25 protein-coding genes and 1 tRNA gene are annotated in these 22,551 nt (G+C 59.3%); 9 read left to right on the top strand and 17 right to left on the bottom strand.

Annotated features, from left to right (window positions below; translation table 11 throughout):
- Positions 1-10: 10 nt before the first annotated feature.
- The 5 genes from cysB to FFS64_RS19510 form a co-directional block, all read right to left on the bottom strand.
- Positions 11-985, bottom strand: coding sequence for an HTH-type transcriptional regulator CysB (gene cysB, locus FFS64_RS19530; protein WP_008057010.1), 975 nt, complete (start codon positions 983-985; stop codon positions 11-13).
- Positions 986-1,097: 112 nt separating this feature from the next.
- Positions 1,098-1,601 (bottom strand): universal stress protein, encoded by a 504-nt coding sequence (locus FFS64_RS19525; protein WP_137806765.1) that lies wholly within the window; start codon positions 1,599-1,601, stop codon positions 1,098-1,100.
- A gap of 94 nt (positions 1,602-1,695) precedes the next feature.
- Complete coding sequence (locus FFS64_RS19520; protein WP_137806764.1) at positions 1,696-2,601, bottom strand: 5'-nucleotidase; 906 nt, start codon at positions 2,599-2,601, stop codon at positions 1,696-1,698.
- A 25-nt stretch (positions 2,602-2,626) separates the two neighbouring features.
- On the bottom strand, positions 2,627-3,583 hold the full coding sequence (locus FFS64_RS19515) for a putative 2-dehydropantoate 2-reductase (RefSeq protein ID WP_137806763.1): 957 nt from the start codon (positions 3,581-3,583) through the stop codon (positions 2,627-2,629).
- Positions 3,580-3,966 (bottom strand): co-chaperone YbbN, encoded by a 387-nt coding sequence (locus tag FFS64_RS19510; RefSeq protein ID WP_137806762.1) that lies wholly within the window; start codon positions 3,964-3,966, stop codon positions 3,580-3,582. The genes FFS64_RS19515 and FFS64_RS19510 overlap by 4 nt, the downstream gene beginning before the upstream one ends.
- Between FFS64_RS19510 and FFS64_RS19505 the strand changes: the two genes are divergently transcribed.
- Both FFS64_RS19505 and FFS64_RS19500 read left to right on the top strand, forming a co-directional pair.
- Complete coding sequence (locus FFS64_RS19505) at positions 3,965-4,408, top strand: PilZ domain-containing protein (RefSeq protein ID WP_137806761.1); 444 nt, start codon at positions 3,965-3,967, stop codon at positions 4,406-4,408. The two genes, FFS64_RS19510 and FFS64_RS19505, sit on opposite strands and share 2 nt — an antisense overlap.
- A 169-nt stretch (positions 4,409-4,577) precedes the next feature.
- Positions 4,578-5,654: a 3-deoxy-7-phosphoheptulonate synthase gene (locus FFS64_RS19500; RefSeq protein WP_095196788.1), complete on the top strand. Its 1,077-nt coding sequence runs from the start codon at positions 4,578-4,580 to the stop codon at positions 5,652-5,654.
- A gap of 84 nt (positions 5,655-5,738) precedes the next feature.
- Here FFS64_RS19500 and FFS64_RS19495 read toward each other — a convergent pair whose 3' ends face one another.
- Positions 5,739-6,026 (bottom strand): GNAT family N-acetyltransferase, encoded by a 288-nt coding sequence (locus tag FFS64_RS19495; protein ID WP_008057026.1) that lies wholly within the window; start codon positions 6,024-6,026, stop codon positions 5,739-5,741.
- Between the two features lie 639 nt (positions 6,027-6,665).
- Between FFS64_RS19495 and oprI the strand changes: the two genes are divergently transcribed.
- Positions 6,666-6,917 (top strand): outer membrane lipoprotei OprI, encoded by a 252-nt coding sequence (oprI, locus tag FFS64_RS19490; protein WP_011335311.1) that lies wholly within the window; start codon positions 6,666-6,668, stop codon positions 6,915-6,917.
- Between the two features lie 123 nt (positions 6,918-7,040).
- Here the strand turns inward: oprI and FFS64_RS19485 are convergent, their stop codons facing one another.
- The 3 genes from FFS64_RS19485 to FFS64_RS19475 form a co-directional block, all read right to left on the bottom strand.
- Positions 7,041-8,012: a L,D-transpeptidase family protein gene (locus tag FFS64_RS19485; protein WP_137806760.1), complete on the bottom strand. Its 972-nt coding sequence runs from the start codon at positions 8,010-8,012 to the stop codon at positions 7,041-7,043.
- Between the two features lie 102 nt (positions 8,013-8,114).
- Positions 8,115-8,408 (bottom strand): hypothetical protein, encoded by a 294-nt coding sequence (locus FFS64_RS19480; RefSeq protein ID WP_003226812.1) that lies wholly within the window; start codon positions 8,406-8,408, stop codon positions 8,115-8,117.
- A gap of 56 nt (positions 8,409-8,464) precedes the next feature.
- A complete protein-coding gene (locus tag FFS64_RS19475; RefSeq protein ID WP_137806759.1) occupies positions 8,465-9,070 on the bottom strand; it encodes an arylesterase in 606 nt (201 codons plus the stop codon).
- Positions 9,071-9,080: 10 nt separating this feature from the next.
- Here FFS64_RS19475 and FFS64_RS19470 point away from each other — a divergent pair, with 10 nt between their 5' ends.
- From FFS64_RS19470 to greB, 3 genes are read left to right on the top strand one after another with little or no spacing between them, the layout of a single operon-like run.
- On the top strand, positions 9,081-9,764 hold the full coding sequence (locus tag FFS64_RS19470) for an ABC transporter ATP-binding protein (RefSeq protein WP_095196791.1): 684 nt from the start codon (positions 9,081-9,083) through the stop codon (positions 9,762-9,764).
- Positions 9,764-12,268 (top strand): ABC transporter permease, encoded by a 2,505-nt coding sequence (locus FFS64_RS19465; RefSeq protein ID WP_137806758.1) that lies wholly within the window; start codon positions 9,764-9,766, stop codon positions 12,266-12,268. Before FFS64_RS19470 ends, FFS64_RS19465 begins: the two co-directional genes overlap by 1 nt.
- Before the next feature lie 33 nt (positions 12,269-12,301).
- Positions 12,302-12,799 (top strand): transcription elongation factor GreB, encoded by a 498-nt coding sequence (gene greB, locus FFS64_RS19460; protein WP_095196793.1) that lies wholly within the window; start codon positions 12,302-12,304, stop codon positions 12,797-12,799.
- A gap of 18 nt (positions 12,800-12,817) precedes the next feature.
- Here the strand turns inward: greB and FFS64_RS19455 are convergent, their stop codons facing one another.
- From FFS64_RS19455 to FFS64_RS19435, 5 genes are all read right to left on the bottom strand, one after another.
- Positions 12,818-13,126 (bottom strand): class I SAM-dependent methyltransferase, encoded by a 309-nt coding sequence (locus FFS64_RS19455; protein ID WP_137806757.1) that lies wholly within the window; start codon positions 13,124-13,126, stop codon positions 12,818-12,820.
- A 358-nt stretch (positions 13,127-13,484) separates the two neighbouring features.
- Positions 13,485-13,853 (bottom strand): bacteriocin, encoded by a 369-nt coding sequence (locus tag FFS64_RS19450; protein WP_137806756.1) that lies wholly within the window; start codon positions 13,851-13,853, stop codon positions 13,485-13,487.
- A 325-nt stretch (positions 13,854-14,178) separates the two neighbouring features.
- On the bottom strand, positions 14,179-14,367 hold the full coding sequence (locus FFS64_RS19445) for a hypothetical protein (protein ID WP_137806755.1): 189 nt from the start codon (positions 14,365-14,367) through the stop codon (positions 14,179-14,181).
- A gap of 146 nt (positions 14,368-14,513) precedes the next feature.
- The gene (locus FFS64_RS19440) at positions 14,514-14,834 is read right to left on the bottom strand and encodes a YbjQ family protein (RefSeq protein WP_137806754.1); all 321 of its coding nucleotides are present in this window, start codon (positions 14,832-14,834) and stop codon (positions 14,514-14,516) included.
- Between the two features lie 143 nt (positions 14,835-14,977).
- A tRNA-Ser gene (locus FFS64_RS19435) sits at positions 14,978-15,067 on the bottom strand.
- A 307-nt stretch (positions 15,068-15,374) separates the two neighbouring features.
- Here FFS64_RS19435 and FFS64_RS19430 point away from each other — a divergent pair.
- From FFS64_RS19430 to FFS64_RS19420, 3 genes are all read left to right on the top strand, one after another.
- Positions 15,375-16,064 carry a crotonase/enoyl-CoA hydratase family protein gene (locus FFS64_RS19430; RefSeq protein WP_137806753.1) on the top strand — a complete coding sequence of 230 codons (690 nt, stop codon included), beginning with the start codon at positions 15,375-15,377 and terminating at the stop codon, positions 16,062-16,064.
- Between the two features lie 214 nt (positions 16,065-16,278).
- Positions 16,279-17,001 carry a 1-acyl-sn-glycerol-3-phosphate acyltransferase gene (locus tag FFS64_RS19425; protein WP_137806752.1) on the top strand — a complete coding sequence of 241 codons (723 nt, stop codon included), beginning with the start codon at positions 16,279-16,281 and terminating at the stop codon, positions 16,999-17,001.
- A gap of 156 nt (positions 17,002-17,157) precedes the next feature.
- Positions 17,158-18,129 carry a magnesium and cobalt transport protein CorA gene (locus FFS64_RS19420; protein WP_095196799.1) on the top strand — a complete coding sequence of 324 codons (972 nt, stop codon included), beginning with the start codon at positions 17,158-17,160 and terminating at the stop codon, positions 18,127-18,129.
- Positions 18,130-18,258: 129 nt separating this feature from the next.
- On the opposite strand, the gene FFS64_RS19415 is transcribed toward FFS64_RS19420, so the two are convergent.
- The 3 genes from FFS64_RS19415 to FFS64_RS19405 form a co-directional block, all read right to left on the bottom strand.
- On the bottom strand, positions 18,259-18,981 hold the full coding sequence (locus FFS64_RS19415; RefSeq protein WP_137806751.1) for an amidotransferase: 723 nt from the start codon (positions 18,979-18,981) through the stop codon (positions 18,259-18,261).
- A 94-nt stretch (positions 18,982-19,075) separates the two neighbouring features.
- Complete coding sequence (locus tag FFS64_RS19410; RefSeq protein ID WP_137806750.1) at positions 19,076-21,220, bottom strand: 3-hydroxyacyl-CoA dehydrogenase NAD-binding domain-containing protein; 2,145 nt, start codon at positions 21,218-21,220, stop codon at positions 19,076-19,078.
- 24 nt (positions 21,221-21,244) lie between these two features.
- Complete coding sequence (locus FFS64_RS19405) at positions 21,245-22,450, bottom strand: acetyl-CoA C-acetyltransferase (RefSeq protein WP_137806749.1); 1,206 nt, start codon at positions 22,448-22,450, stop codon at positions 21,245-21,247.
- Between the last annotated feature and the right edge of the window lie 101 nt (positions 22,451-22,551).

The raw sequence follows: 22,551 nt of genomic DNA, 5'->3' as shown, positions 1-22,551 counted from the left end.
GTCGGGCTGATCAGTGAACCGGCAGTTCGACGCCGTCGAACAGCTCTTCCAGTTCCTGTTTGTTGTGGCATTGGATGGCCTTGGCCATGACTTCGCGGGTCAGGTGCGGGGCGAACTTTTCGATGAAGTCGCACATGAAGCCACGCAGGAAGGTACCGCGACGGAAACCGATCTTGGTCACGCTGGATTCGAACAGCTCGCTGGCATCAAGCACCACCAGGTCGTTGTCGAGCTTGGTATCGACTGCCATTTTCGCCACGATCCCTACACCCAGGCCCAGGCGAACATAAGTCTTGATCACGTCGGCGTCGGCGGCGGTGAACACCACTTTCGGCGTCAAGCCACGGTGACTGAAGGCTTCGTCGAGTTTCGAACGGCCGGTGAAACCGAACACATACGTCACGATCGGATATTCGGCCAGGGCTTCTAGGGTCAGCTTCGACAGTTTGGTCAGTGGGTGTCCCTGAGGGACGACCACGCAGCGGTTCCAGCGATAGCACGGCATCATCACCAGATCGCCGAACAGCTCCAGCGCTTCGGTGGCGATGGCGAAGTCCACTGTGCCGTCAGCGGCCATTTCGGCGATCTGCATCGGCGACCCCTGGTGCATGTGCAGGGCAACGTCCGGGTACTGCTTGATGAAATTGCTGATCACCGGCGGCAACGCATAACGCGCCTGGGTGTGGGTGGTGGCAATCGACAGGGTGCCTTTCTTCTCGTTGGAGAATTCCTGGGCGATCTGCTTGATGCTTTCGACCTTGCGCAAGATCTCGCCGGCGGTGGTAATGATGCGCTCGCCGGCCGGGGTGACGCGGGTCAGGTGCTTGCCGCTGCGGGCGAAGACCTCGACGCCCAGTTCGTCTTCCAGCAGGCGGATCTGTTTACTGATGCCCGGTTGCGAGGTGTAAAGGCTTTGGGCGGTAGCGGAAACGTTGAGGTCGTGGTGCGCCACTTCCCAGATGTAGCGCAATTGTTGAAGCTTCATATGAATCCCTCAAAGCAGATAGAGGCCACGGGCATCAGCGACGGTATATAACTATATTAATGGTTTGAAGAATAAATCTAGAACTTTTTATCAGTTTCCCACTATTCGTGTTCTAGCGATCCCCTTGGCGACGACGTTGCACCAGCGGCACCAGGTAAACCGGCACCTTTGACAGTTGCAACACGCGCGCGGCGGTCCGGCCCAACGGCGTTTCCGCACCAGCACCATGGCTATGACTACCTACGATCAGCAAATCCACAGAGAGTTTCTGCGCCTGGTCGAGAATCACCTGCGACGGATCACCCTGCAGCACCCGCACCGCCTGAATCCGCTCCAGATCCTGCTCACCCTCGTCCCCCAGCTCTTCACGAAAACTGTCGAGTACCCGCTGCTCGATACTGGCGATGACCGTGTTCAGCCCCTGGCTGTGAAACTCGTTCAGCGCCTGCTCATCGAGATAACTCTGAAGCACCGATTCGGCGAACAGTCCCATCGGTTCCACCGCATGCACCACGTACAAGTCGGCATTGAATGTCCGGGCCAATGCCAAGGCATGCTGCATCACCAAAGGTGCATACAGGCCGAGGTCAGTGGCATAGAGCATCGAGCGAATCATATGACCTCCTCGATTGCCAACATGGCGGAGATTGATTCAGCTTAGCAGTGCCTTGAGGAGTACGACGTCCGGCGCAACACGTTGATCGGCGGGCTTAAACCTTTTGCTCGTTGCTTATGCCATGCGGCACATGACCGGTAGCGACGACTTCCCGGGCCGACTCGCAGTGACCGGTCTGATCATCGAAAAACACATCGGCGGCGAAGGCTTCGAGAAACGCCGACTTGGTCAGGCCACCGAGGAACAGCGATTCATCCAGCCGGATGTCCCATTCGCGCAAGGTGCGGATCACCCGCTCATGGGCCGGCGCCGAACGGGCCGTCACCAGCGCCGTGCGGATCGGGCAGGCGTCATCCGGGAACTCGCGCTGCAACAGGTTCAGCGCCGCGAGAAAACCTTTGAACGGCCCACCTCGCAAGGGTTCGCGGGCGGCTTCACGTTCATTGGCCTGAAACGCCTCCAGGCCACCGGCCTGATAAACGCGCTCGGATTCGTCGGAAAACAGCACCGCATCGCCATCGAAAGCAATGCGCAATTCATCGCTGGCAGCACGACTCGCGCCTCCCGACAGGATGGTCGCCGCGGCAAAACCGGCGTCCAGTGCGCTGCGCACGTCTTCGGCATGAGTCGACAGAAACAGGTCACAGCCAAAGGCCTTGAGATAGGGATAAGGACTGCGCCCGCCGACGAACGCCGCGCGGGAAATTGCCAATCCATGGTGATTGATTGAGTTGAACACCCGCAGGCCGGTGTCGGCGCTGTTGCGCGACACCAGGATCACCTCGACCCGGGCGCGGCCGAGGCTGGCATTGAGGTTGAGGAGTTTCTGCACCAACGCAAAGGCGTCCCCGGGTTCGAGGATTTCGTCTTCGTGCTCGATCTGATACTGCCGGTAGGCTTCAACGCCACTCGACAGGTAGACCTTGTGGCTTTCACTCAGGTCGAACAGTGCACTCGACGAAATCGCCAGCACCAGTTTGTCGTCGATAGACTTCGCCATGCCCTTCCCCCTCAGGTTGATCGACTCAGCGATTGCGTCGATCGATAAATCCCAGACTGCGATACAAGGCCTCGATCCTCGGCAATTCGCATCCCGCAGCCTTTGCCGCCGCCAGAGGCCGGCCATAAATGGCGTCCAGCTCCAGCGGTCGCTTGTGCAGAAAATCGTGGTACATGCTCGGCCAGTAGTCGGGCATTTTCTCGGTCACCATGAACAAATGCTCGGCGTACCCCGCCGGAACCTCCTGACCGCAAGCGATTGCCCCCTGGACCACTTCGGCCATCAGCGCCTTGATCAGCTCACGGCTATCGGCATCGGCCATCAACGGCGTGGTGCTGGACCCCAGCAACACCGACAGCCCGTTGTAAGGGATATTCCAGACCAGTTTTTGCCAGCGCGCCTGGTGCAAGTTCGCCATGGCCTGGGAGTCGATGCCGGCGGTACGGAACAGCCCGACGCCTTCCTCGACGATTGAGGCGCGTGCCGCCCCATCGGCGGCCGGACCACTGTGGTAGCCAACGTGCACCGCACCGAGCGCCTGGTGGGTGACGACGCCGGGACCCTCGCGATGGACGCAGATATAGCAGAGCCCGCCCAGCACATGCAGCGAATCGGGCAACAACTCACGCAGGCCGTCTTCGACATCCAGGCCATTTTGCAAAAGCAGTACCTTGGCATTTGGCGCTGCGGCCTGAAGGATGGCCGGGGCCAGGTCTGCGTTGCTGGTGGTTTTCGCCCCCACCAGCAACCAATCACAGGGCGGCATGTCTTCAGCCGCCGCATAGGCCTGCACCGGGTTCAGCGTCAGCGCGCCGTGCACGGCGCTGTTAAGTTGCAGCCCGCGCTCGGCCACCGCGGAAAACTCGCTACGCAACAGAAAATGCACATCGAAGCCGGCCCGCGCCAGCATCACTCCATAGAAACCGCCGATTGCACCGGTCCCGATAATACCGACTGTCGGTTTGGCAACTGCCCCCATCATGGCAACTCCTCTGCTGTTCGACTCAACGCCTGACGTATCGCCCGATTGAGTTCGGTACCGGTCAGGCGCGAATGCAATGCCCCAAAGAATTCACCGTCGCGCACCACAAACAGCGCCGGCAAATGAAAGACCTGATAACGCTCGACCACCCCGCCATTGTTCCCGGCATCGATCCAGCACAGCCGATCGACGGCCAGATCGATTGTCGGTAATTGCTCACGGGCAAAACGGCAACTGGAGCAGCCGACACTGGTAAAAATAACCAGCGAAACGCCGTTCATCGTCAGCAGCCGTTGGTCGGCGTCGAAATCGGTCAGCTGCAATTCGACCACTATACTGGGGGAAACAATGTCAGATGGCCGACACATGGAGTCCGTGTTCATGGGACGTTTTATTCCTCATCCTGACGATGTGCCCGTCGAATTAACGTTATTCACACCCGAGTGTATTTCGCGGCATCAGATGCACACTAGCAGCCTTGGCGGCATGGCTTGCAACTATCACCGCGCGTGGCGTTACGGTACGGCGCTTGAAGTGCGCATGCCGACCCTCAATCCCGATTTGCGCATTCTGGGCTATGTGGCCTGGTGCTTGCGACGCAAGCATGGGTATCTGGTGGGCATTGCCTTTCTCGACGAACAGACGCTGTTCAGTGCCCGGATGGGCGAGCAGGTGTGCCAGATCGAGCGTTATTGCCGCCAGCACGATGCCCACAATGGCCTTCAGGAAGTGCAGGCGCTGGCGCTGGAGTGGGTCCAGGAACATGCCGACGAGTTCTCTCACGACACGGTCCACCGGGCATTTGCACAATCAATGCAGGATTAACGTTCTTTCACAGGCGGGAATTCCTCGAGAATGCCCGCTAAAGCCGCGCTTGCCCATTGTCGAGCCACGGTGTAACGCGCTAAGGTTCGGGTCCCCGACGCGCTTAATTTGCTGTGCTCCGCCGCGCGGGTTCGCTGGCGGCCGGCACCCGTGACCTGACGAGTAAACGATGGCTGATTTACCGATCAACGACCTAAACGTCGCCTCCAACGAGACGCTGATCACCCCCGATCAGCTCAAGCGTGACATCCCCCTGAGCGACGCCGCCCTGCGCACCGTCACCAAGGGCCGTGAAGTCATTCGCAACATTCTTGATGGCACCGACCATCGTCTGTTCGTGGTCATCGGGCCTTGCTCGATCCACGACATCAAGGCCGCCCACGAATACGCCGAGCGCCTGAAAGTACTCGCCGCTGAAGTCTCCGATACCCTGTATCTGGTGATGCGCGTGTATTTCGAGAAGCCACGTACCACCGTCGGCTGGAAAGGTTTGATCAACGACCCCTACCTGGACGACTCGTTCAAGATCCAGGACGGTCTGCACATCGGTCGTCAGTTGCTGCTGGACCTGGCCGAAATGGGCCTGCCGACCGCCACTGAAGCCCTGGACCCGATCTCCCCGCAGTATCTGCAGGACCTGATCAGCTGGTCGGCCATCGGCGCGCGTACCACCGAATCCCAGACCCACCGTGAAATGGCTTCCGGCCTGTCCTCGGCAGTCGGCTTCAAGAACGGCACCGACGGCGGCCTGACCGTGGCGATCAACGCCCTGCAATCGGTTTCCAGCCCGCACCGTTTTCTGGGCATCAACCAGGAAGGTGGCGTGTCGATCGTGACCACCAAGGGCAACGCCTACGGCCACGTCGTGTTGCGCGGTGGCAACGGCAAGCCGAACTACGATTCGGTCAGCGTCGCCCTGTGCGAACAAGCGCTGAACAAAGCGAAGATCAAGCCGAACATCATGGTCGATTGCAGCCACGCCAACTCCAACAAGGACCCGGCCCTGCAACCGCTGGTGATGGAGAACGTCGCCAACCAGATTCTCGAAGGCAACCAGTCGATCATCGGCCTGATGGTCGAAAGCCATTTGAACTGGGGCTGCCAGGCCATTCCGAAAGACCTCGCCGACCTGCAATACGGCGTGTCGATCACCGATGCCTGCATCGACTGGACCGCTACCGAGAACACCTTGCGCAGCATGCATGCCAAGCTCAAGGATGTGCTACCTAAACGCGATCGCACCTGATCGACGCTCGATGTAGATAAAAGCGCAGACAAAAAAACGCCGGGCACTGCCCGGCGTTTTTTTATGTGTTCGTTTAGCTGAAGATCATTGGCTCAGCTTGGCCGCATGCCGCTGGTGACGCTCCATGTAGCGCTCGACGTAGGAGCACGATGGAATGACTGTGTAGCCCATTTCCTCGGCGTATTCCAGCGCCTTCTCGGTCAGTGCCGCGGCAATGCCACGACCGCGCAATGCGTTGGGCACGAACGTGCGGTAGATATCCAGAGTCTGTTTCCCCAGATCCATATAAGTCAGGTAGGCACGATGACCGTCCACATTGGTCTCGAACTGATGACCAGCCTGGTCATGGTGGATGGACAACGCCTCGCTCATCACTACTCCTCGCGGGTCTTGAATTCCGACCCCTACCTTACCGATGTTTTTCCGGCGAAGGAACAACTACGCCACCCCGTGCCTGAATGGACACCGAGAAGAGCTACACCGATCTCGCGCAACCGAGCACGTACAAATAGTAGGCACCATTGGCAGAAATGCTCAAGGTACGCTCGTCATCATGCTTGTTGGCGGGGTGCTGCTCCGGGTCACGCAGGAACGGCTCGCCCAAGGGTCTCCCCGGGGGCGTCAGCCTGAACATTGCCGGATGTTGAGACTTGAGACGAACGCCCGTTCTTAAAGTCACCAGAACATAGAGAAAGATATGAGAGGCATCGCGCAAAATCCGAACAAAAGTGTAGACGAATCCATCTAGACGGACTTTAGCCAAGACCGGAAAAAGAGCGCCGGGCGCGGGGAACTTTTCTTCCCCGGCTCGCTCATCTCGGGCCTCCCAGCTGGATATTTTTTAAACAATGCAGTTAAAAGTTGCTCGAAAAAGAATCAACGCCTACAATTTTTTTTGCTTCTTGCTTTACGTCAGTTTACTTACGACAAGTAATGGGTAGTATGTACGCCGGCTATTTCCTCAATCGGAGGAGACAGCCACTTAATAGAAAGTCCTTGAAGGGGAACACGATGAACAACGTTCTGAAATTCTCTGCTCTGGCTCTGGCCGCAGTTCTGGCTACCGGTTGCAGCAGCGCATCGAAAGAAACCGAAGCACGTCTGACTGCTACTGAAGACGCAGCAGCTCGCGCCCAAGCTCGTGCAGACGAAGCTTACCGTAAAGCTGATGAAGCTCTGGCTGCTGCTCAAAAAGCACAACAGACTGCTGACGAAGCTAACGAGCGTGCTCTGCGCATGCTGGAAAAAGCTAGCCGCAAGTAATAGTCCTTCGGGATTGTTATCAAGCCGACCCATTTTTGGGTCGGCTTTTTTATTGCCCGCCGTTTCGTGCAGGCATGAAAAAACCCGCCGGCACTTCAAGCATCGGCGGGTTCTTTTCAAGGATTATTGCAGCGGATCGAGTGGCGCGCTGGTCACCATCGGGGCGGCATTGCTGGGCACGCCGATTTCCACCGGCAGACCGTCTTCAGCCGCGACGACGTCACGCACCACGTCCCAGTTCATGCGCAGGTTGTTGGTGATGTCCTCACGCTTGAGCATCGCGTTGATGACCGCCGTGTGCTTGTCGACCACCGACGGGTTGCCCTTGTCGTCCAGTGGCGTGTGCGCTTCCAGGTAAACCTTGCCGCCACTCACGCCGAACTTGTACGAATCGTTGATGATGCGCACCGACGTGCCTACCGGCACCATACCGGCCATTTCCAGCACGTTGTTGTTGAACATGCGGAAGCAACCGTGGCTGGTGCGCATGCCGATGCCGAATTTCTTGTTCGAACCGTGGATCAGGTAGCCAGGGGTGCCCAGCGTGAATTTGAACGGCCCCAGCGGGTTATCCGGGCCTGCCGGCACTACGTTGGGCAGTGGATCACCATCGGCGGCGTGTTCGGCCTTGATCGATGCTGGAGGCGTCCAGGTCGGGTTCGGCGTCTTGGCGATAATGCTGGTGTGGGCAATTGGCGAGCCCCAGCCTTCACGACCGATACCCAGCGGGAAGGTGTACACCACGTTCCGGCCTTTCGGGTAGTAGTAGAGGCGGTACTCGGCCAGGTTGATGACGATGCCTTCACGTGGGCCTGGCGGCAGGATGAAGCGGGTCGGCAGCACGATTTCCGTGCCGGCACCCGGCAACCACGGATCGACGCCCGGGTTGGCCGCGACCATTTCCGAGTAGCCCAGGTCGTAGGCGGTGCCAAGGTCGGCGAAGGTATCTTCGTACTTGGCCTTGATCACTTGCACCTGGCCGATGATGTCTTCACCAGGCGGTGGCAGGGGTAACTCCAATGCTGCTACGGGGCCTGCCACACAAAGTGCGGCAAGGGACAGGCAGCGGGTGACGGCAGGAAAGCGCGGCAACATCCGGAAAATCCTTCGCATGATCGACAGAGGTATAAGAACGAGATTGTACACCGCCATCCGTAATTTCGGGGAGCGAGCCGATAGCTAGCTACCTTTGAGGCCTCAAAGCTCGAACCGCAGCTCCGGCCAGATCGGCGAGGTACCGCGCTTTTGCGACTCGAGAATGGCCCGGCACAATGAGCACAGGCGCTGGTCCTGGAACACCCGGCGGTCGACGCTCGACCATCGTGGCTGTGCCGGCAACAGACTGCCGCACAAGGTCCGGTCCGCCGAACCGCCAAGCTCCAGCTGACGAGTCACCAGATGCACCCGCACTTCCTGGCAGGCGAACAGGTCCAGCTGTTCATCAGGCTCGATCAGTTGGTAGGCAAATAGTGACCAGGCGGGACGCGGCATCGGGGGCTCCAAATCGGGGGCGCCACCTTAGCCGAAAGCCCGCGCCTAGAAAAGTGTCATAACAGCGGTTTTAGCGTAGGCCAGACATTTTCCAGCAACTTGTCCTGGGCCCCGGCAGCCGGGTGTATGCCATCGGCCTGCATCAAGTCGGGATGACCGCCCACGCCGTCGAGGAAAAACGGAACCAGAGGGATTTTTTTCTCTTGGGCAACATTGCTGTAGGCCTCGGCGAAGGCCTTGGTGTAACGCGCACCATAATTGGGAGGCAACTGCATGCCCAGCAACAACACCTTGGCACCGCTGGCGCGAGAGCTGTCGATCATCGAAGCAAGATTTTGTTGCAATTGCGTGGGCAGCAACCCGCGCAGTCCGTCATTACCGCCCAACTCGAGGATGACCAGCTCCGGCTTATGCTCTGCAAGCAGCGCCGGCAGCCGCGCCTGGCCTCCGGCACTGGTGTCGCCGCTGATGGATGCATTGACCACTTTATCGTCAAAACCTTCGCGTTTAAGCCGTTGCTCAAGCAAAGACACCCACCCTTGCCGGGTATCCAGTCCGAAACCGGCGCTGATACTATCGCCAACGATCAGGACAGTACCCGCCGCTGCGTTCTGGGCCATGCACATCAAGGCCAGGCCAGCACTCAAAAACCACACACGCATCGGATTCTCCATGGGCGCAAGCATTCTCACCGCGAAGAACCTTAGCAAAGTGGTTCCCAGCGCGGAAGGTGAACTGACCATCCTGCACCAACTCAGCCTGGAACTGAACAAGGGCGATAGCCTGGCCATCGTCGGCGCGTCCGGTTCCGGCAAATCCACCCTGCTGGGGCTGCTCGCCGGCCTCGACCTGCCGAGCAGCGGTGAAGTCACCCTCGCCGGGCAAGGCTTGAGCAATCTCGACGAAGACCAGCGCGCGCGGATCCGCGCAGAACATGTGGGTTTTGTGTTTCAGTCCTTCCAGTTGCTCGACAGCCTCAACGCCCTGGAAAACGTCATGCTGCCGCTGGAACTCGATGGCCGAAAAGATGCCCGCGACCGCGCCACCGAGCTGTTGCAACGGGTCGGCCTGGGCAAGCGCCTGACCCATTCGCCACGCCAGCTCTCCGGCGGTGAACAGCAGCGCGTGGCGATTGCCCGGGCGTTTGCCGCCGAACCCGACGTGCTGTTCGCCGATGAACCTACCGGTAACCTCGACAGCCACACCGGCGAGCGCATCAGCGACCTGTTGTTCGAACTCAACAAGGAGCGCGGCACGACCCTGGTGCTGGTGACTCACGACGAACGCCTGGCACATCGCTGCCGGCGCCTGATCCGCCTTGAAGCCGGCCTGCTGGTCGCCCCTCTGGAGGCTTGATGGCCCATCTGCCGCTGCTGCGCCTCTTCAGTCTCGCCATCCGCCAGTTGCTGCGCGACGCCCGTGCCGGCGAGTTGCGCGTGTTGTTCTTCGCCCTGGTGGTGGCGGTGGCGGCGAGCACTGCCATCGGTTACTTCGGCGCCCGCCTGAACGGCGCGATGATGCTGCGTGCCACCGAATTCCTCGGTGCGGACCTGCTGCTCGAAGGCAGCTCGCCGGCGCGACCCGAACAGATAAAAAGCGGCACCGAGCTGGGTCTGGAACACGCGCAGGTGGTGGAGTTCTCCAGCGTCATCGCCACTGACAGTGGCATCCAGCTGTCCAGCATCAAGGCTGCCGATGATGTCTACCCGCTGCGCGGCGAACTGAAAAGCGCCCCTGCCCCTTTCGCCCCGCAAGAGTCCGGCGGCGGTCCGAAGCCCGGTGAAGCCTGGGTCGAAGCGCGGCTTTTGACCGCGCTGGACCTGAAGATCGGCGACAGCATCGATGTCGGTATGAAAAACCTGACGCTGGCGCGAGTACTGACCTACGAACCCGACCGTGCCGGCAACTTCTACAGCCTGACGCCACGGGTATTGATCAACCTCGACGACCTCGCCGCCACAGGCGTGGTGCAACCCGGCAGCCGGGTCAGTTACCGCGAGCTTTGGCGTGGCAAACCCGAAGCACTGGAAACCTATCGCCAACTGATCAAACCCGGCCTCGCGGCCAATCAGCGCATCCAGGATGCCCGGGATGGCAACCGGCAGATTGGTGGGGCTCTGGGCAAGGCTGAACGTTATCTGAATATGGCCAGTCTGGTGGCGGTGTTGCTGGCCGGCGTGGCAGTGGCGCTGTCGGCGACGCGTTTCGCCATGCGCCGATTCGACGCCAGCGCACTGTTGCGTTGCCTGGGATTGTCGCGCCGGGAAACCATGGTGCTGTTCGGTTTGCAGCTGACTGTGCTCGGCCTGCTTGCCAGCATCAGCGGCGCTGTCATCGGCTGGCTGGCACAGCTGGGGCTGTTTGCCTTGCTGCATGACTTGCTGCCGACCGATGTACCACCTGGCGGCCTGCTCCCGGCCATCGCCGGAATCGGCACCGGGCTGGTGGCATTGGCGGGGTTTGCCTTGCCGCCGTTGGCGGCGCTGGGTCGGGTGCCACCGTTGCGCGTGTTGCGTCGCGACCTGCTACCTATTGCGTCCAGCACCTGGATGGTTTACGGCGCAGCGCTGGGTGCCCTCGGCTTGATCATGTGGCGTTTAAGCCTGGACCTGGTACTGACCTTCGCCCTACTCGGCGGCGGCGTGATTGCTGCGCTGGTACTAGGGGGTTTGCTATTGCTGCTGTTGAAAAGCCTGCGGCGCATGCTCGCCCGGGCCTCGTTGCCGTGGCGCCTCGGCCTTGGCCAATTGCTCCGTCACCCACTGGCAGCCGCCGGGCAAGCCCTGGCGTTCGGCCTGATCCTGCTGTCGATGGCGTTGATTGCATTGCTACGGGGCGAGCTGCTCGACACCTGGCAAAACCAGCTGCCGAAAAACGCCCCCAACTATTTCGCCCTGAACATCCTGCCAGCGGACAAGCAGGCGTTCACCGATCGCCTGATCTCGGTGTCGGCGCAATCGGCACCGTTGTACCCGGTCGTGCCGGGACGACTGATCAGCATCAATGGTGAACCGGTGCAGCAAATCGTCAGCAAGGATTCGGCCGGCGATCGGGCAATCCAGCGCGACCTGAGCCTGACCTGGGCGGCAGACCTGCCGGCGGGCAATAAGATAACCGCAGGCGACTGGTGGCCCGAGCAACCACCGGATGAAATTCCCGGCGTGTCCGTGGAAGGCAAGGTCGCCGAAAGCCTGAAGCTCAAGCTCGGTGATCACATGGTCTTTACCGTCGGCGGGGTCAATCGCGAGGCGAAGGTCACCAGCCTGCGGGAGATCAACTGGGACAACTTCCAGCCGAACTTCTTCATGATCTTCCAGCCGGGCACCTTGAAGGATCTGCCGGCGACCTACCTGACCAGCTTCTATCTGGCGGCGGGTCATGATCAGCAGATCGTCGACCTGTCCCGCAGTTTTCCGGCAGTCACCATCCTGCAAGTCGAAGCGCTGCTGGCGCAGTTGCGCAGCATCCTCGCCCAAGTCACCCTGGCAGTGGAGTACGTGCTGTTGTTTGTGTTGGCCGCGGGAATGGCCGTGTTGTTTTCCGGCTTGCAGGCGACCCTGGATGAGCGTATTCGCCAGGGTGCGCTGCTGCGGGCGCTGGGCTCGGAGCGGCAACTGCTGGTCAAGGCGCGGCGGATCGAGTTCGGCTTGCTCGGCGCTGTCAGCGGCTTGCTGGCCGCGCTGGGTTCGGAAGTCGTGAGCCTGGTGCTGTACCGCTATGCGTTCGATCTGCCTTGGCATCCGCATCCATGGTTGCTGGTACTGCCGCTGATCGGTGCTGTGCTGATCGGCGGCGCCGGTGTGTTCGGCACCCGCCGCGCCTTGAACGCCAGCCCCCTGACAGTCCTGCGTGAGGGTTGATAAACTCAGCCGCTCACTCTCAAAGAAATCGCCATGAGTCGTTATCGCCCTCCCCGCACCGCCGGCACCGCGCTGATCACCCCCGAAGGTGAAGCGCGGATGCGTGCCGAGTTTCATGAACTCTGGCACGTGCGGCGACCGCAAGTGACGCAATCTGTCAGCGAAGCCGCGGCACAGGGCGATCGTTCGGAAAACGCTGAGTACACCTACGGCAAAAAGATGCTGCGCGAGATCGACAGCCGCGTGCGTTTTCTCACCAAACGCCTGGAGGCGCTCAAGGTCGTCAGTGAGAAACCCAGCGATCCGAACAAAGTCTATTTCGGCGCCTGGGTCACCATCGAAGACGAAGATGGCAAAGAATCGCGTTATCGCATCGTCGGGCCGGATGAGCTGGATTTGAAACAGGGCCTGATCAGCATCGACTCGCCGCTGGCCCGCGCCCTGATCGGCAAGGCGCTGGACGCCGAAGTCCGGGTCCAGACACCGACCGGTGAGCAGTGCGTGTACATCGTGGCGATCGAGTATTTATAAGCCGCAGCGCGCTGAGCCTCAGCGACGGGTAATCAGTCCTTGTCGGGCGACACGGGTCAATTGCTTGATGACTTCGTGGGCATCTTCAGCGCTGGGCGACTGAATCACCGCCAGATCAAAGCTGTCGCTGGCAAATCGAGCCAGGGATTCACCGTCTTCGACAAACTGGATCAGGAACGCTGCCGGCCCACCGGTGCGACGCGGCCAGCCATCGAGGTAGCGCAAGAGCGTCGGCTGATGTTGACCGCCAAGCAGGATTTTTGGATTGCGCTGGTTTAGATGTGCCGTGATCGGCGCGGGACGTACAACGGGGTTTAGTGCATTCATCGTGTCGTGTCTCTGCCTCAAAAGTCTGCATGGCAGGTGAGAGGCAACACCGAACCAGCGCTTTAGCGGTATTTCGAAGCCTGTTTCAAGCTTCTATCGGCAACTGAGTGAGTCACCTGGCGCCCCGCAAGTAGCTGTTTAAATCGGCGCATGAGCAGCATCCTAGAGAAGCTGACCGGACAGTGTCAAGAATGACGCAAAACAAAAAAGGCTCCGTAATCGGACTGCCTGAAAGTGCAATCTGCCCCGGATCCTGAAAATCGCGCATAAAAAAATGCCCATATTTTGCGATACGGGCATTTCCTTTAACCGGCCGACAGGTTGATCGAACCAGGCTCTTTCAATGGATCGCTCAGGATCAGTGGCGCTTGTGACCTTTGGCCAGGTTGCTGCCCACGCCGCCGCCCAATGCGCCGCCCAAGCCTGCGCCAATGGTGGAGCCGGTCTTGCCGCCCAGGCTATTACCGATCAGCGAACCGCCAGCGGCGCCCACGCCACCGCCGATCGCAGCGCTGGTACGGTGGCCTTTCTTGGCAGCAACAGCACTGCCCGCCGCGCCTGCTACACCCGCGCCAATCGCTGCCCCGGTGCTGCCGCCCATGCTTTGGCCGACGACATTACCTAGCGCACCACCCAAACCGCCACCGAGGGCGGCAGTGCCGTCGCCAGCCATTGCACCTTGAGCGACCAGAAGACCCAGAACCAAAGCAGGCAGTGTGAAACGCATGACGAAAACCTCAAAAATAGGGATGAAAATCAAAGGGTCGAGATTGAAAGCTTTAGAGGAGACAAAGTCCAGACATGCGCGCACTCAACCTCGGAGTTGGCGACGGTTGGACAGCAATTTTGGAAAAGGTTTTATGACAGGCAAAAAAAAGCCCGCTGGGGAACGGGCAGGGTGTTGCTTTCTAACGGATGAGTTGAGCCTACGTAGGACCTTGTGAAAACTTTGTGAAAAACCAGCCAGGTTAAAATTCGTTCACAAAATCTTCAGGTATTAAAATCAGGGCACAAAAAACCCCGCTCAATGACGGGGTTCGCTTGCTGGTTGATTACTTCCTGACCGGAGCCGTCACCTTGGGGAGAAATTTCCCTTTCAGCACTCGGCAGGCCCTGGTCTTGATCTTGTCGACCTCGGTCTGGTCTTCGCCGAAGCTGGCTACGTATGCAGTCTGTCCACACTTGACGTAATTGTTGATCGGATATTCCGCTCCGTCGTCTTCGATGTACGGATCAGTCATCTCTTCACCCCTCTTCAAAAGCGGAGTCGACACCGGCAAGCCCTATTGCCGAAAAAATATCGACCACCAAGGATTTTGAGACTAGCCGGTCATTACTGGACTTGTAGTTCAGATTACCCGATGCCCGACGAATGGCCCCGCCCCGATCACCTCAGCTTGACCGCCGTTCCGGTCACAAACACCACCACCATTCCACCTTTGCCGGCTGGCATGCTGATCTCGAAATCGAGCCCTACCACCGCATCTGCCTGAAGTGCCCGCGCCCGCTCCTTGATCTCGTCAGTGGCCTGGACACGGGCCTCCCTCAAGGCTTGCTCCAGCGTCTGAGAACGCCCACCGAAAAAATCCCGCATCCCGGCGAATATATCGCGGATGACGTTGATGCCCTGTACCGACTCGGCGCTGACAATGTCCAGGTAGGCGGTGATTTGTCGACCTTCGATAGCGTGGGTCGTGGTTGTGATCATGGGAGGTCCTTGTTGTTCAGAAAGTGAGGCCGCGTGTCACATGCCGGCAAAGTTCCGCATATCAACGCTTTAAGAAATCAGCCCCATAAAAACACAAAACCCCTGGCTTCTTTCGAAACCAGGGGTTTTGTTTACATCGAATTTGGCGGTGAAGGAGAGATTCGAACTCTCGATACAGTTTCCTGTATACACACTTTCCAGGCGTGCTCCTTAAGCCACTCGGACACTTCACCGTATCTCTTCAAACATGTTCTGTCTGTCGAGGCGCGCTAATGTAGTCGAAAGCTTTTCTGATGGCAAACATTTTTTTAGAATTTTCATGTGCTTAACGCGATTAGCTGTTTCAAGCCAGTCGGGGCAATGGCAAACCGGCCAATCTCTGGCGTGGCGCGCGCGTCTATAAAGAGGGCAATGCACCGCTGACGGGGCGGACTACGCTTGGCGGGCGGGGAAAGGGTGACTGGCGGGTCAGTCATAGCGCTTTACCTGGCCTGTGGCGGTGAGTAACTTCAGCCCAACTTTATTGAAAGGAATGGCGTCATGAGTGAGTTGATTTCTTACAATCTCGAAGACGGTATCGCGACCCTGACCCTGAACAATGGCAAGGTCAATGCCATTTCTCCGGACGTGATTGCTGCCTTCAACGCTGCGCTGGATCAGGCGGTGACTGATCGTGCGGTGGTGATCATTACCGGTCAGCCGGGCATTCTCTCGGGCGGTTACGATTTGAAGGTGATGACGTCCGGCCCTAAAGAAGCCGTGGCGCTGGTCACTTCCGGCTCGACGCTGGCCCGCCGCCTGTTGTCGCACCCGTTCCCGGTGATTGTGGCTTGCCCTGGCCATGCCGTGGCCAAGGGCGCGTTTCTACTGCTGTCCGCCGACTATCGCATCGGTGTCGACGGCCCGTTCAGCATCGGCCTGAACGAAGTACAGATCGGCATGACCATGCACCACGCCGGTATCGAGCTGGCCCGTGATCGCCTGCGCAAATCGGCGTTCCACCGTTCGGTGATCAACGGTGAGATGTTCAATCCGCAGACAGCAGTGGATGCCGGTTTCCTTGACGCGGTGGTGTCTGCCGAGGAGCTGCAGGGCGCAGCACTGGCGGCGGCTCGTCAGTTGAAGAAGATCAACATGACCGCACACAAGAACACCAAGCTGAAAGTACGCAAGGAACTGCTGGAAACCCTGGATAACGCAATCATCCAGGATCAGGAGCATTTGGGTTAAGCCCCAACCTGCAGCAACGACAAGCCCGACCGTCGTGTCGGGCTTTTTCGTACACGCAGTGCTGAAAAGCCTACAACCGCTCTAGAACGCGTCTGACCCATCAGTCGGAAACATGTACTTAAACATCGGCTATCTCCCGCTTCTTTAGCGGCAATTGCCGAAAACAGTGCACATCCGTACACTGCGCCACCTTTTGTCCCGGTGGGGCCTGAAAATGCTGTTTGCTTTACGTATGTCATTGATGGGCCTGCACTTTATTGTCGCGGGTGTGCTGGGCGTGATTCTCGGCCTGTGCCGCCCGTTCAATCCGGACAACAGTCGTCTATGTGCCCGCCTCTACGCATGGCCGGCGATGTGCATTCTGCGTTTGCGGGTGAAGGCCGACGTCGGGCCGCTGATGGATAAGCCTGAGAGCTGCGTGATCGTCGCCAATCACCAGTCCAACTACGACCTGTTTGTATTCGGCAACGTAGTGCCCCGCCGTACCGTGTGCATCGGTAAAAAGAGCCTTAAGTGGGTACCGTTGTTCGGCCAGTTGTTCTGGCTGGCCGGTAATGTGCTGATCGACCGTGGCAATGCGCAGAAAGCACGCCAATCGATGTTGACCACCACCCACACCCTGCAAAACGAAGACACCTCGATCTGGGTCTTCCCGGAAGGCACGCGCAATCTGGGCGAAGAATTGTTGCCGTTCAAGAAAGGCGCCTTCCAGATGGCCATCGCAGCCGGAGTTCCAATCGTGCCGGTGTGCGTCAGCAGTTACGTCAAGCACATGCGATTGAACCGCTGGCGCAGTGGGAAAATTCTGATTCGCTCGCTGCCGGCCATTCCTACTGCCGGATTGAGCATGGACGATATGCCCATGCTGATCGCCCAGTGCCGCGAGCAGATGCGCGAATGCATCAACTCGATGGACCGGCAACTGCAAGCCGCTTGAATGAAACCCGCCCTGTGCGGGTTTTCTTTTGCCTGCGCGCTTACACCTGCGAACCCGGCAGATTTCACTGACGCTCCGGCAGCAGACAAGGATAAGCTGAACACCGCCTGCCATTATTACCAATGAACACCTGCTAACAAGAAGTGAATCACCATCATGGGTAGAGTTGTTGCTGCTGCGGTTTACAGCGCTGGTAAGAAAGTCACCAATATCACCCTCGACGAAGGCGCCGCCTGGGCTGCAAAGCCAGGGCACTTTGTCTGGATCGGCCTTGAAGAGCCGAGTGCCGAGGAACTGTACAACTTGCAACGCCAGTTCAACCTGCATGAACTGGCCATCGAAGACGCCCTTGAGAAACACAGTCGACCGAAACTGGAAACCTTCGGCGATGCACTGTTCATCGTCACGTATTCCCCCATTCGGGAAGAAGGCAAACTCAAGTTTATCGAGACCCATATCTTTGCCGGTAACGGTTACATCATTACCGCACGCAACGGTCACTCGGCGTCCTACGCCTATGTCCGACAACGTTGTGAGGCGCGTCCACTGCTGCTTGAGCACGGGGAAGATTTCGTCCTCTATGCCATCCTCGATTTTGTGATCGAAAACTACCAGCCGATGGGCGAAGCGATCCATGCCGAGATCGATGAGCTGGAACGTAACGTCATGTGCGGCTCGCTGAATGAGCGTGACATACAGAAACTTCACAGCCTGCGCCGTGATGTATTGCGCTTGCGTCGATTTGCAGCGCCGATGGTGGAAATCGGCGAAGAACTGCAAAAGCTGAGCTTTCCGTTCATCGACAAGAACATGCGCCCGTATTTCCGCGATGTGCAGATTCATGTCACCCGGCAAATGGAAGATCTGACGACCCTGGCCGATATCGCCAGCCAGACCATCGAGGTCGGCGTGTTGCTGGAGGCGTCACGCCAGAGCGTGGTGCAGCGCAAATTCGCCGCGTGGGCGGCGATCCTGGCGTTCCCGACAGCGGTAGCGGGGATTTACGGGATGAACTTCCAGAACATGCCCGAACTGACCTGGCATTACGGATATTTTGGCGTACTGGGGTTTATTACGGTGGGATGTGTGAGTTTGTGGGCGAGCTTCAAAAAGTCGGGGTGGTTGTAGGAGCGAGCATGCTCGCGAAAAACCCAAGGCGCCGCTGGGCATCTGGTTTCACGCGTTATCGTTCACCACCATCGCGAGCAGAGCTCGCTCCTACAGGCTTCAAACGGCTTCAAACGGCTTCAAACGGCTTCAAACGGCTTCAGGCTTGTGCGCCACAAACCGCATCATCCACTCGGCAACCGTGCTGCCGTGATGTTCATTTTCCAGGCTCGCGACGCCTTTCGTATACACCTGCTCGCCCAGCGCTTGCTGACGAATCTCCAGCAAGGCCCGGGAGTAGTCATGAATGAATTCCGGATGCCCCTGGAAGCACAACACCTGATCATTGATGTGATAAGCGGCAAACGGACAGAAATCGCTGGAGGCGATCACCGTGGCGTTTTCCGGCAATGACGTCACCTGGTCCTGATGGCTGATCAACAGGGTCAACTCTTCGCGCACCGGGTTCATCCACGGCGCCTTGGCGGCGAGTTTGTAATTGTGGGTGCCGACGCCCCAACCCTGGGTCGCCCGTTCGCTCTTGCCGCCCAGCAACAGCGCCAGCAACTGATGGCCGAAACACACGCCCAACAGCTTGTCGCCACGCTCATAGCGGGTCAGCAGATAGTCCTTGAGCGTCTGGATCCACGGGTCGGTGCCGAAGGAATCGGCCTTGCTGCCGGTGACGAGGTAGGCGTCAAAGGTCAGGTCATCACTGGGGTACTCGCCCTGCATCACGTTGTACACAGTGAACTCGGCGGCAATGGGCTGCTGCGAAAACAGGTGTTTGAACATCTGCCCGTAACCCTGATATTGGTCGACCAGTTCCGGACGCAGGATGTCGGTTTCGAGAATGCAGATGCGTAACGACATAAAAAATACCTGACGCGTGATGGGAATAATGCACACCCCAGAGCCTGCCTTGAAACACCGTAACAAGGCAAGCCCCGCGATGTGTCACCGCCCCCTAAAATGCCTCCCCTTTGGCGGCTTTTTCCAGCAGCAGTGCCGGTGGCGCGAAGCGCTCGCCGTATTGACCCGCCAGGTACTGGGCACGGGCGACGAAGTCTTTGACCCCGTACTGATTGATGAACTGCAGCGCACCGCCGGTCCAGGCCGCGAAACCGATGCCGAAAATCGAGCCGACGTTGGCGTCCGCCGTCGAGGTCAGCACACCCTCCTCCACGCAGCGCACGGTTTCAATGGCTTGCACGAACAGCAGGCGATCGCGCACGTCCTTGGGCGAAATTTGCCCGTCGGCCTTTTCAAAGCGGTTTTTCAGCTCCGGCCACAGGTGCTTCTGGCCCCCCGCCGGGTACTCGTAGAAACCACCGCCCGCGGCCTTGCCCGGACGCTTGTATTCATTGAGCAGCAAGTCGATCACGGCAAAGGCCGGATGCTCGGTCAGCGGTTTGCCTTCCGCCTGTAGGTCTTTGGCGGTTTGCTGGCGGATATGGCTCATGAGGCTGAGGGAGACTTCATCGGAAATCGCCAACGGTCCGATGGGCATGCCGGCCTTGCGTGCCTCGGTCTCGATCATCGGCGCACTCACGCCTTCGCCCAGCATCGCAATGCCTTCGTTGGTAAACGTGCCGAACACCCGCGAAGTAAAGAAACCACGGCTGTCGTTGACCACGATCGGCGTTTTCTTGATTTGCAGAACGAAATCGAAGCCGCGAGCCAGGGTTTCGTCGCTGGTGTTGGTGCCCTTGATGATTTCCACCAGCGGCATTTTGTCCACAGGGCTGAAGAAATGCAGGCCGATAAACTTGCTCTGATCCGGTACCGCCGTGGCCAGGCCGCTGATCGGCAGAGTCGAGGTGTTGGAGGCGATCACCGCGTCGGCACCGACGATTTTTTGTGCGGCCAAGGAGACCTTGGCTTTCAACTCACGATCTTCAAACACGGCTTCGATGATCAGATCGCAACCGGCCAGCTCGGCATCGCTTTCAGTGGCATGAATGCGCGCCAGAACGGCTTCGCGTTGCTCGACGCTCATCTGCCCGCGCGCCACCTTCTTGTCCAGCAACGCCGCCGAGTGCGCCTTGCCCTTCTCGGCAGCGGCGAGATTGACGTCCTTGAGTACCACCTCGATGCCTGCCGACGCGCTGACAAACGCAATGCCCGCCCCCATCATCCCGGCACCCAGCACGCCGACTTTCCTGGTGACGCAGGGAGCAAAACCCTGCGGCCGCGAGCCGCCGGCATTGATTTCGTTGAACTGGAACCAGAACGTGCCGATCAGGTTCTTCGAAACCTGACCGGTGGTCAGCTCGGTGAAGTAGCGGGTTTCAATCAGGTGTGCCGTGTCGAAATCCACTTGCGCACCTTCCACGGCGGCGCAGAGGATTTTTTCCGGCGCTGGCATGCAGCCCTGGGTTTTGCTGCGCAGGATCGACGGTGCAATAGCCAGCATCTGTGCGACTTTCGGGTTTGACGGCGTACCACCGGGGATCTGGTAACCCTTCACGTCCCAACGCTGCACCGCCCTCGGGTTGGCGATGATCCAGGCTCGCGCCTTGGCCAGCAATTCGTCGTGATCCGCCGCCAGTTCATCGATCAAACCCGCTTGCAACGCTTGCTGCGGCCGTACTTTTTTACCTTCGAGCAGATACGGCAGGGCTTTTTCCAGCCCGAGCATCCGTACCATGCGCACCACCCCGCCACCGCCGGGCGACAGGCCGAGGGTCACCTCCGGCAAGCCCAGTTGCACCGACGGGTTGTCCAGCGCCACGCGGTGATGGCAGGCCAGGCAGATTTCCCAGCCACCGCCCAGCGCCGCGCCGTTGATCGCCGCGACCACCGGTTTCCCTAGGGTTTCCAGAGTGCGCAATTGCCCCTTGAGGGTCAGCACCATGTCGTAAAAGGCTTTGGCTTCGGGTTTGCCGACCTTGATCAGCTCATTGAGGTCACCGCCGGCGAAGAAGGTTTTTTTCGCCGAGGTGATGATGACACCGGCAATGCCGTCCTTGTCGGCCACCAGGCGGGCCACGCAGCCAGCCATGGCTTCGCGGTACACCGCGTTCATGGTGTTGGCGCTCTGGCCCGGCATGTCGATGGTCAGGACGACAATCTGGTCCTGGCCTTTTTCGTAACGAATGGCTTGGGTCATGGAAGGTTTCCTTGAATTCGGGGCTCAGAGGCGTTCGATGATGGTGGCAATGCCCATGCCACCACCGACACACAGGGTCGCGAGGCCATAGCGAAGACGCCGGGCTTCCAGCTCATCGAGCAAGGTGCCGAGAATCGCGCAACCGGTGGCGCCCAGCGGATGGCCCATGGCAATGGAACCGCCGTTGACATTGACCTTGTCCGGGTCGATGGCCATGTCCTTGATGAACTTCAACACCACCGAGGCAAACGCTTCGTTGACCTCGAACAAGTCGATGTCTTCAATTCGCAGCCCGGCCCTGGCCAGCGCCTTGCGGGTGGCCGGTGCGGGGCCGGTGAGCATGATGGTCGGATCGGTACTGGTCACCGCCGTGGCAACGATCCGCGCCCGTGGCTGCAAGCCCAGCGCCAGACCCTTGGCTTCGGAGCCGATCAGCATCAGCGCCGCGCCGTCGACGATCCCGGAACTGTTGCCCGGGGTGTGGACATGGTTGATGCGCTCGACCTGGCTGTAGACGCGCAGCGCGGTGGCATCGAACCCCATCTGCCCGATCATTTCGAAACTCGGCTTGAGCTTGCCCAGGCCTTCCATGGTCGATTCGGCACGGATGAATTCATCGTGATCGAGCAGGATGATGCCGTTCTGGTCCTGTACCGGCACCAGCGACTTGCTGAATGAGCCATCGGCCCGCGCCCGCGCGGCTTTCTGTTGCGAGTGCAGCGCGTAAGCATCGACGTCCTGGCGGCTGAAGCCTTCGAGCGTGGCAATCAAATCGGCGCTCACGCCTTGCGGGGTGAAGTGGCTGTGCAGATTGGTTTCCGGGTCCAGTGCCCAGGCTCCGCCATCGCTACCCATGGGTACGCGCGACATGGACTCGACGCCGCCGACCACCACCAGGTCTTCGAAACCGGAACGGACTTTCATCGCCCCCAGGTTCACCGCTTCCAGCCCTGAAGCGCAGAATCGATTGATCTGCACCCCAGCGACGCTGACGTCCCAGTCCGCCACCTGGGTTGCGGTCTTTGCGATGTCGGAGCCTTGATCGCCGATAGGCGTCACGCAACCGAGTACCACGTCATCGACCTGACTGGTGTCGAGGGCGGTCCGCTGCTGCAGCGCCCTGAGCAAGCCTGCTGCCAGATTTACCGGTTTGACGCTGTGCAAGGCGCCATCGGCCTTGCCTTTGCCACGGGGCGTGCGTAACGCGTCGAAAATCAAAGCTTGGGTCATGACGTCCTCGAACCGCAGTGCAGTTAGTGAAAAACACAGCTCACACTCTTGGCCCGGCGACCAATGGATTCAATGACCGCAGCGCTCACTGGCATTGACGG

Origin of the sequence: Pseudomonas sp. G(2018) (genome assembly GCF_005502415.1) — a bacterium.
GTDB lineage: Bacteria > Pseudomonadota > Gammaproteobacteria > Pseudomonadales > Pseudomonadaceae > Aquipseudomonas.
The sequence above is the reverse complement of the archived record's forward strand: the minus strand, read 5'-3'. Positions and strand labels throughout refer to the sequence as shown.

Coding starts and splice junctions, on each gene's coding strand:
- cysB (WP_008057010.1), bottom strand. CDS start 985: ATGAAGCTTCAACAATTGCGCTACATCTGGGAAGTGGCGCACCACGAC.
- FFS64_RS19525 (WP_137806765.1), bottom strand. CDS start 1,601: ATGATTCGCTCGATGCTCTATGCCACTGACCTCGGCCTGTATGCACCT.
- FFS64_RS19520 (WP_137806764.1), bottom strand. CDS start 2,601: ATGGCGAAGTCTATCGACGACAAACTGGTGCTGGCGATTTCGTCGAGT.
- FFS64_RS19515 (WP_137806763.1), bottom strand. CDS start 3,583: ATGATGGGGGCAGTTGCCAAACCGACAGTCGGTATTATCGGGACCGGT.
- FFS64_RS19505 (WP_137806761.1), top strand. CDS start 3,965: ATGGGACGTTTTATTCCTCATCCTGACGATGTGCCCGTCGAATTAACG.
- FFS64_RS19510 (WP_137806762.1), bottom strand. CDS start 3,966: ATGAACACGGACTCCATGTGTCGGCCATCTGACATTGTTTCCCCCAGT.
- FFS64_RS19500 (WP_095196788.1), top strand. CDS start 4,578: ATGGCTGATTTACCGATCAACGACCTAAACGTCGCCTCCAACGAGACG.
- FFS64_RS19495 (WP_008057026.1), bottom strand. CDS start 6,026: ATGAGCGAGGCGTTGTCCATCCACCATGACCAGGCTGGTCATCAGTTC.
- oprI (WP_011335311.1), top strand. CDS start 6,666: ATGAACAACGTTCTGAAATTCTCTGCTCTGGCTCTGGCCGCAGTTCTG.
- FFS64_RS19485 (WP_137806760.1), bottom strand. CDS start 8,012: ATGTTGCCGCGCTTTCCTGCCGTCACCCGCTGCCTGTCCCTTGCCGCA.
- FFS64_RS19480 (WP_003226812.1), bottom strand. CDS start 8,408: ATGCCGCGTCCCGCCTGGTCACTATTTGCCTACCAACTGATCGAGCCT.
- FFS64_RS19475 (WP_137806759.1), bottom strand. CDS start 9,070: ATGCGTGTGTGGTTTTTGAGTGCTGGCCTGGCCTTGATGTGCATGGCC.
- FFS64_RS19470 (WP_095196791.1), top strand. CDS start 9,081: ATGGGCGCAAGCATTCTCACCGCGAAGAACCTTAGCAAAGTGGTTCCC.
- FFS64_RS19465 (WP_137806758.1), top strand. CDS start 9,764: ATGGCCCATCTGCCGCTGCTGCGCCTCTTCAGTCTCGCCATCCGCCAG.
- greB (WP_095196793.1), top strand. CDS start 12,302: ATGAGTCGTTATCGCCCTCCCCGCACCGCCGGCACCGCGCTGATCACC.
- FFS64_RS19455 (WP_137806757.1), bottom strand. CDS start 13,126: ATGAATGCACTAAACCCCGTTGTACGTCCCGCGCCGATCACGGCACAT.
- FFS64_RS19450 (WP_137806756.1), bottom strand. CDS start 13,853: ATGCGTTTCACACTGCCTGCTTTGGTTCTGGGTCTTCTGGTCGCTCAA.
- FFS64_RS19445 (WP_137806755.1), bottom strand. CDS start 14,367: ATGACTGATCCGTACATCGAAGACGACGGAGCGGAATATCCGATCAAC.
- FFS64_RS19440 (WP_137806754.1), bottom strand. CDS start 14,834: ATGATCACAACCACGACCCACGCTATCGAAGGTCGACAAATCACCGCC.
- FFS64_RS19430 (WP_137806753.1), top strand. CDS start 15,375: ATGAGTGAGTTGATTTCTTACAATCTCGAAGACGGTATCGCGACCCTG.
- FFS64_RS19425 (WP_137806752.1), top strand. CDS start 16,279: ATGCTGTTTGCTTTACGTATGTCATTGATGGGCCTGCACTTTATTGTC.
- FFS64_RS19420 (WP_095196799.1), top strand. CDS start 17,158: ATGGGTAGAGTTGTTGCTGCTGCGGTTTACAGCGCTGGTAAGAAAGTC.
- FFS64_RS19415 (WP_137806751.1), bottom strand. CDS start 18,981: ATGTCGTTACGCATCTGCATTCTCGAAACCGACATCCTGCGTCCGGAA.
- FFS64_RS19410 (WP_137806750.1), bottom strand. CDS start 21,220: ATGACCCAAGCCATTCGTTACGAAAAAGGCCAGGACCAGATTGTCGTC.
- FFS64_RS19405 (WP_137806749.1), bottom strand. CDS start 22,450: ATGACCCAAGCTTTGATTTTCGACGCGTTACGCACGCCCCGTGGCAAA.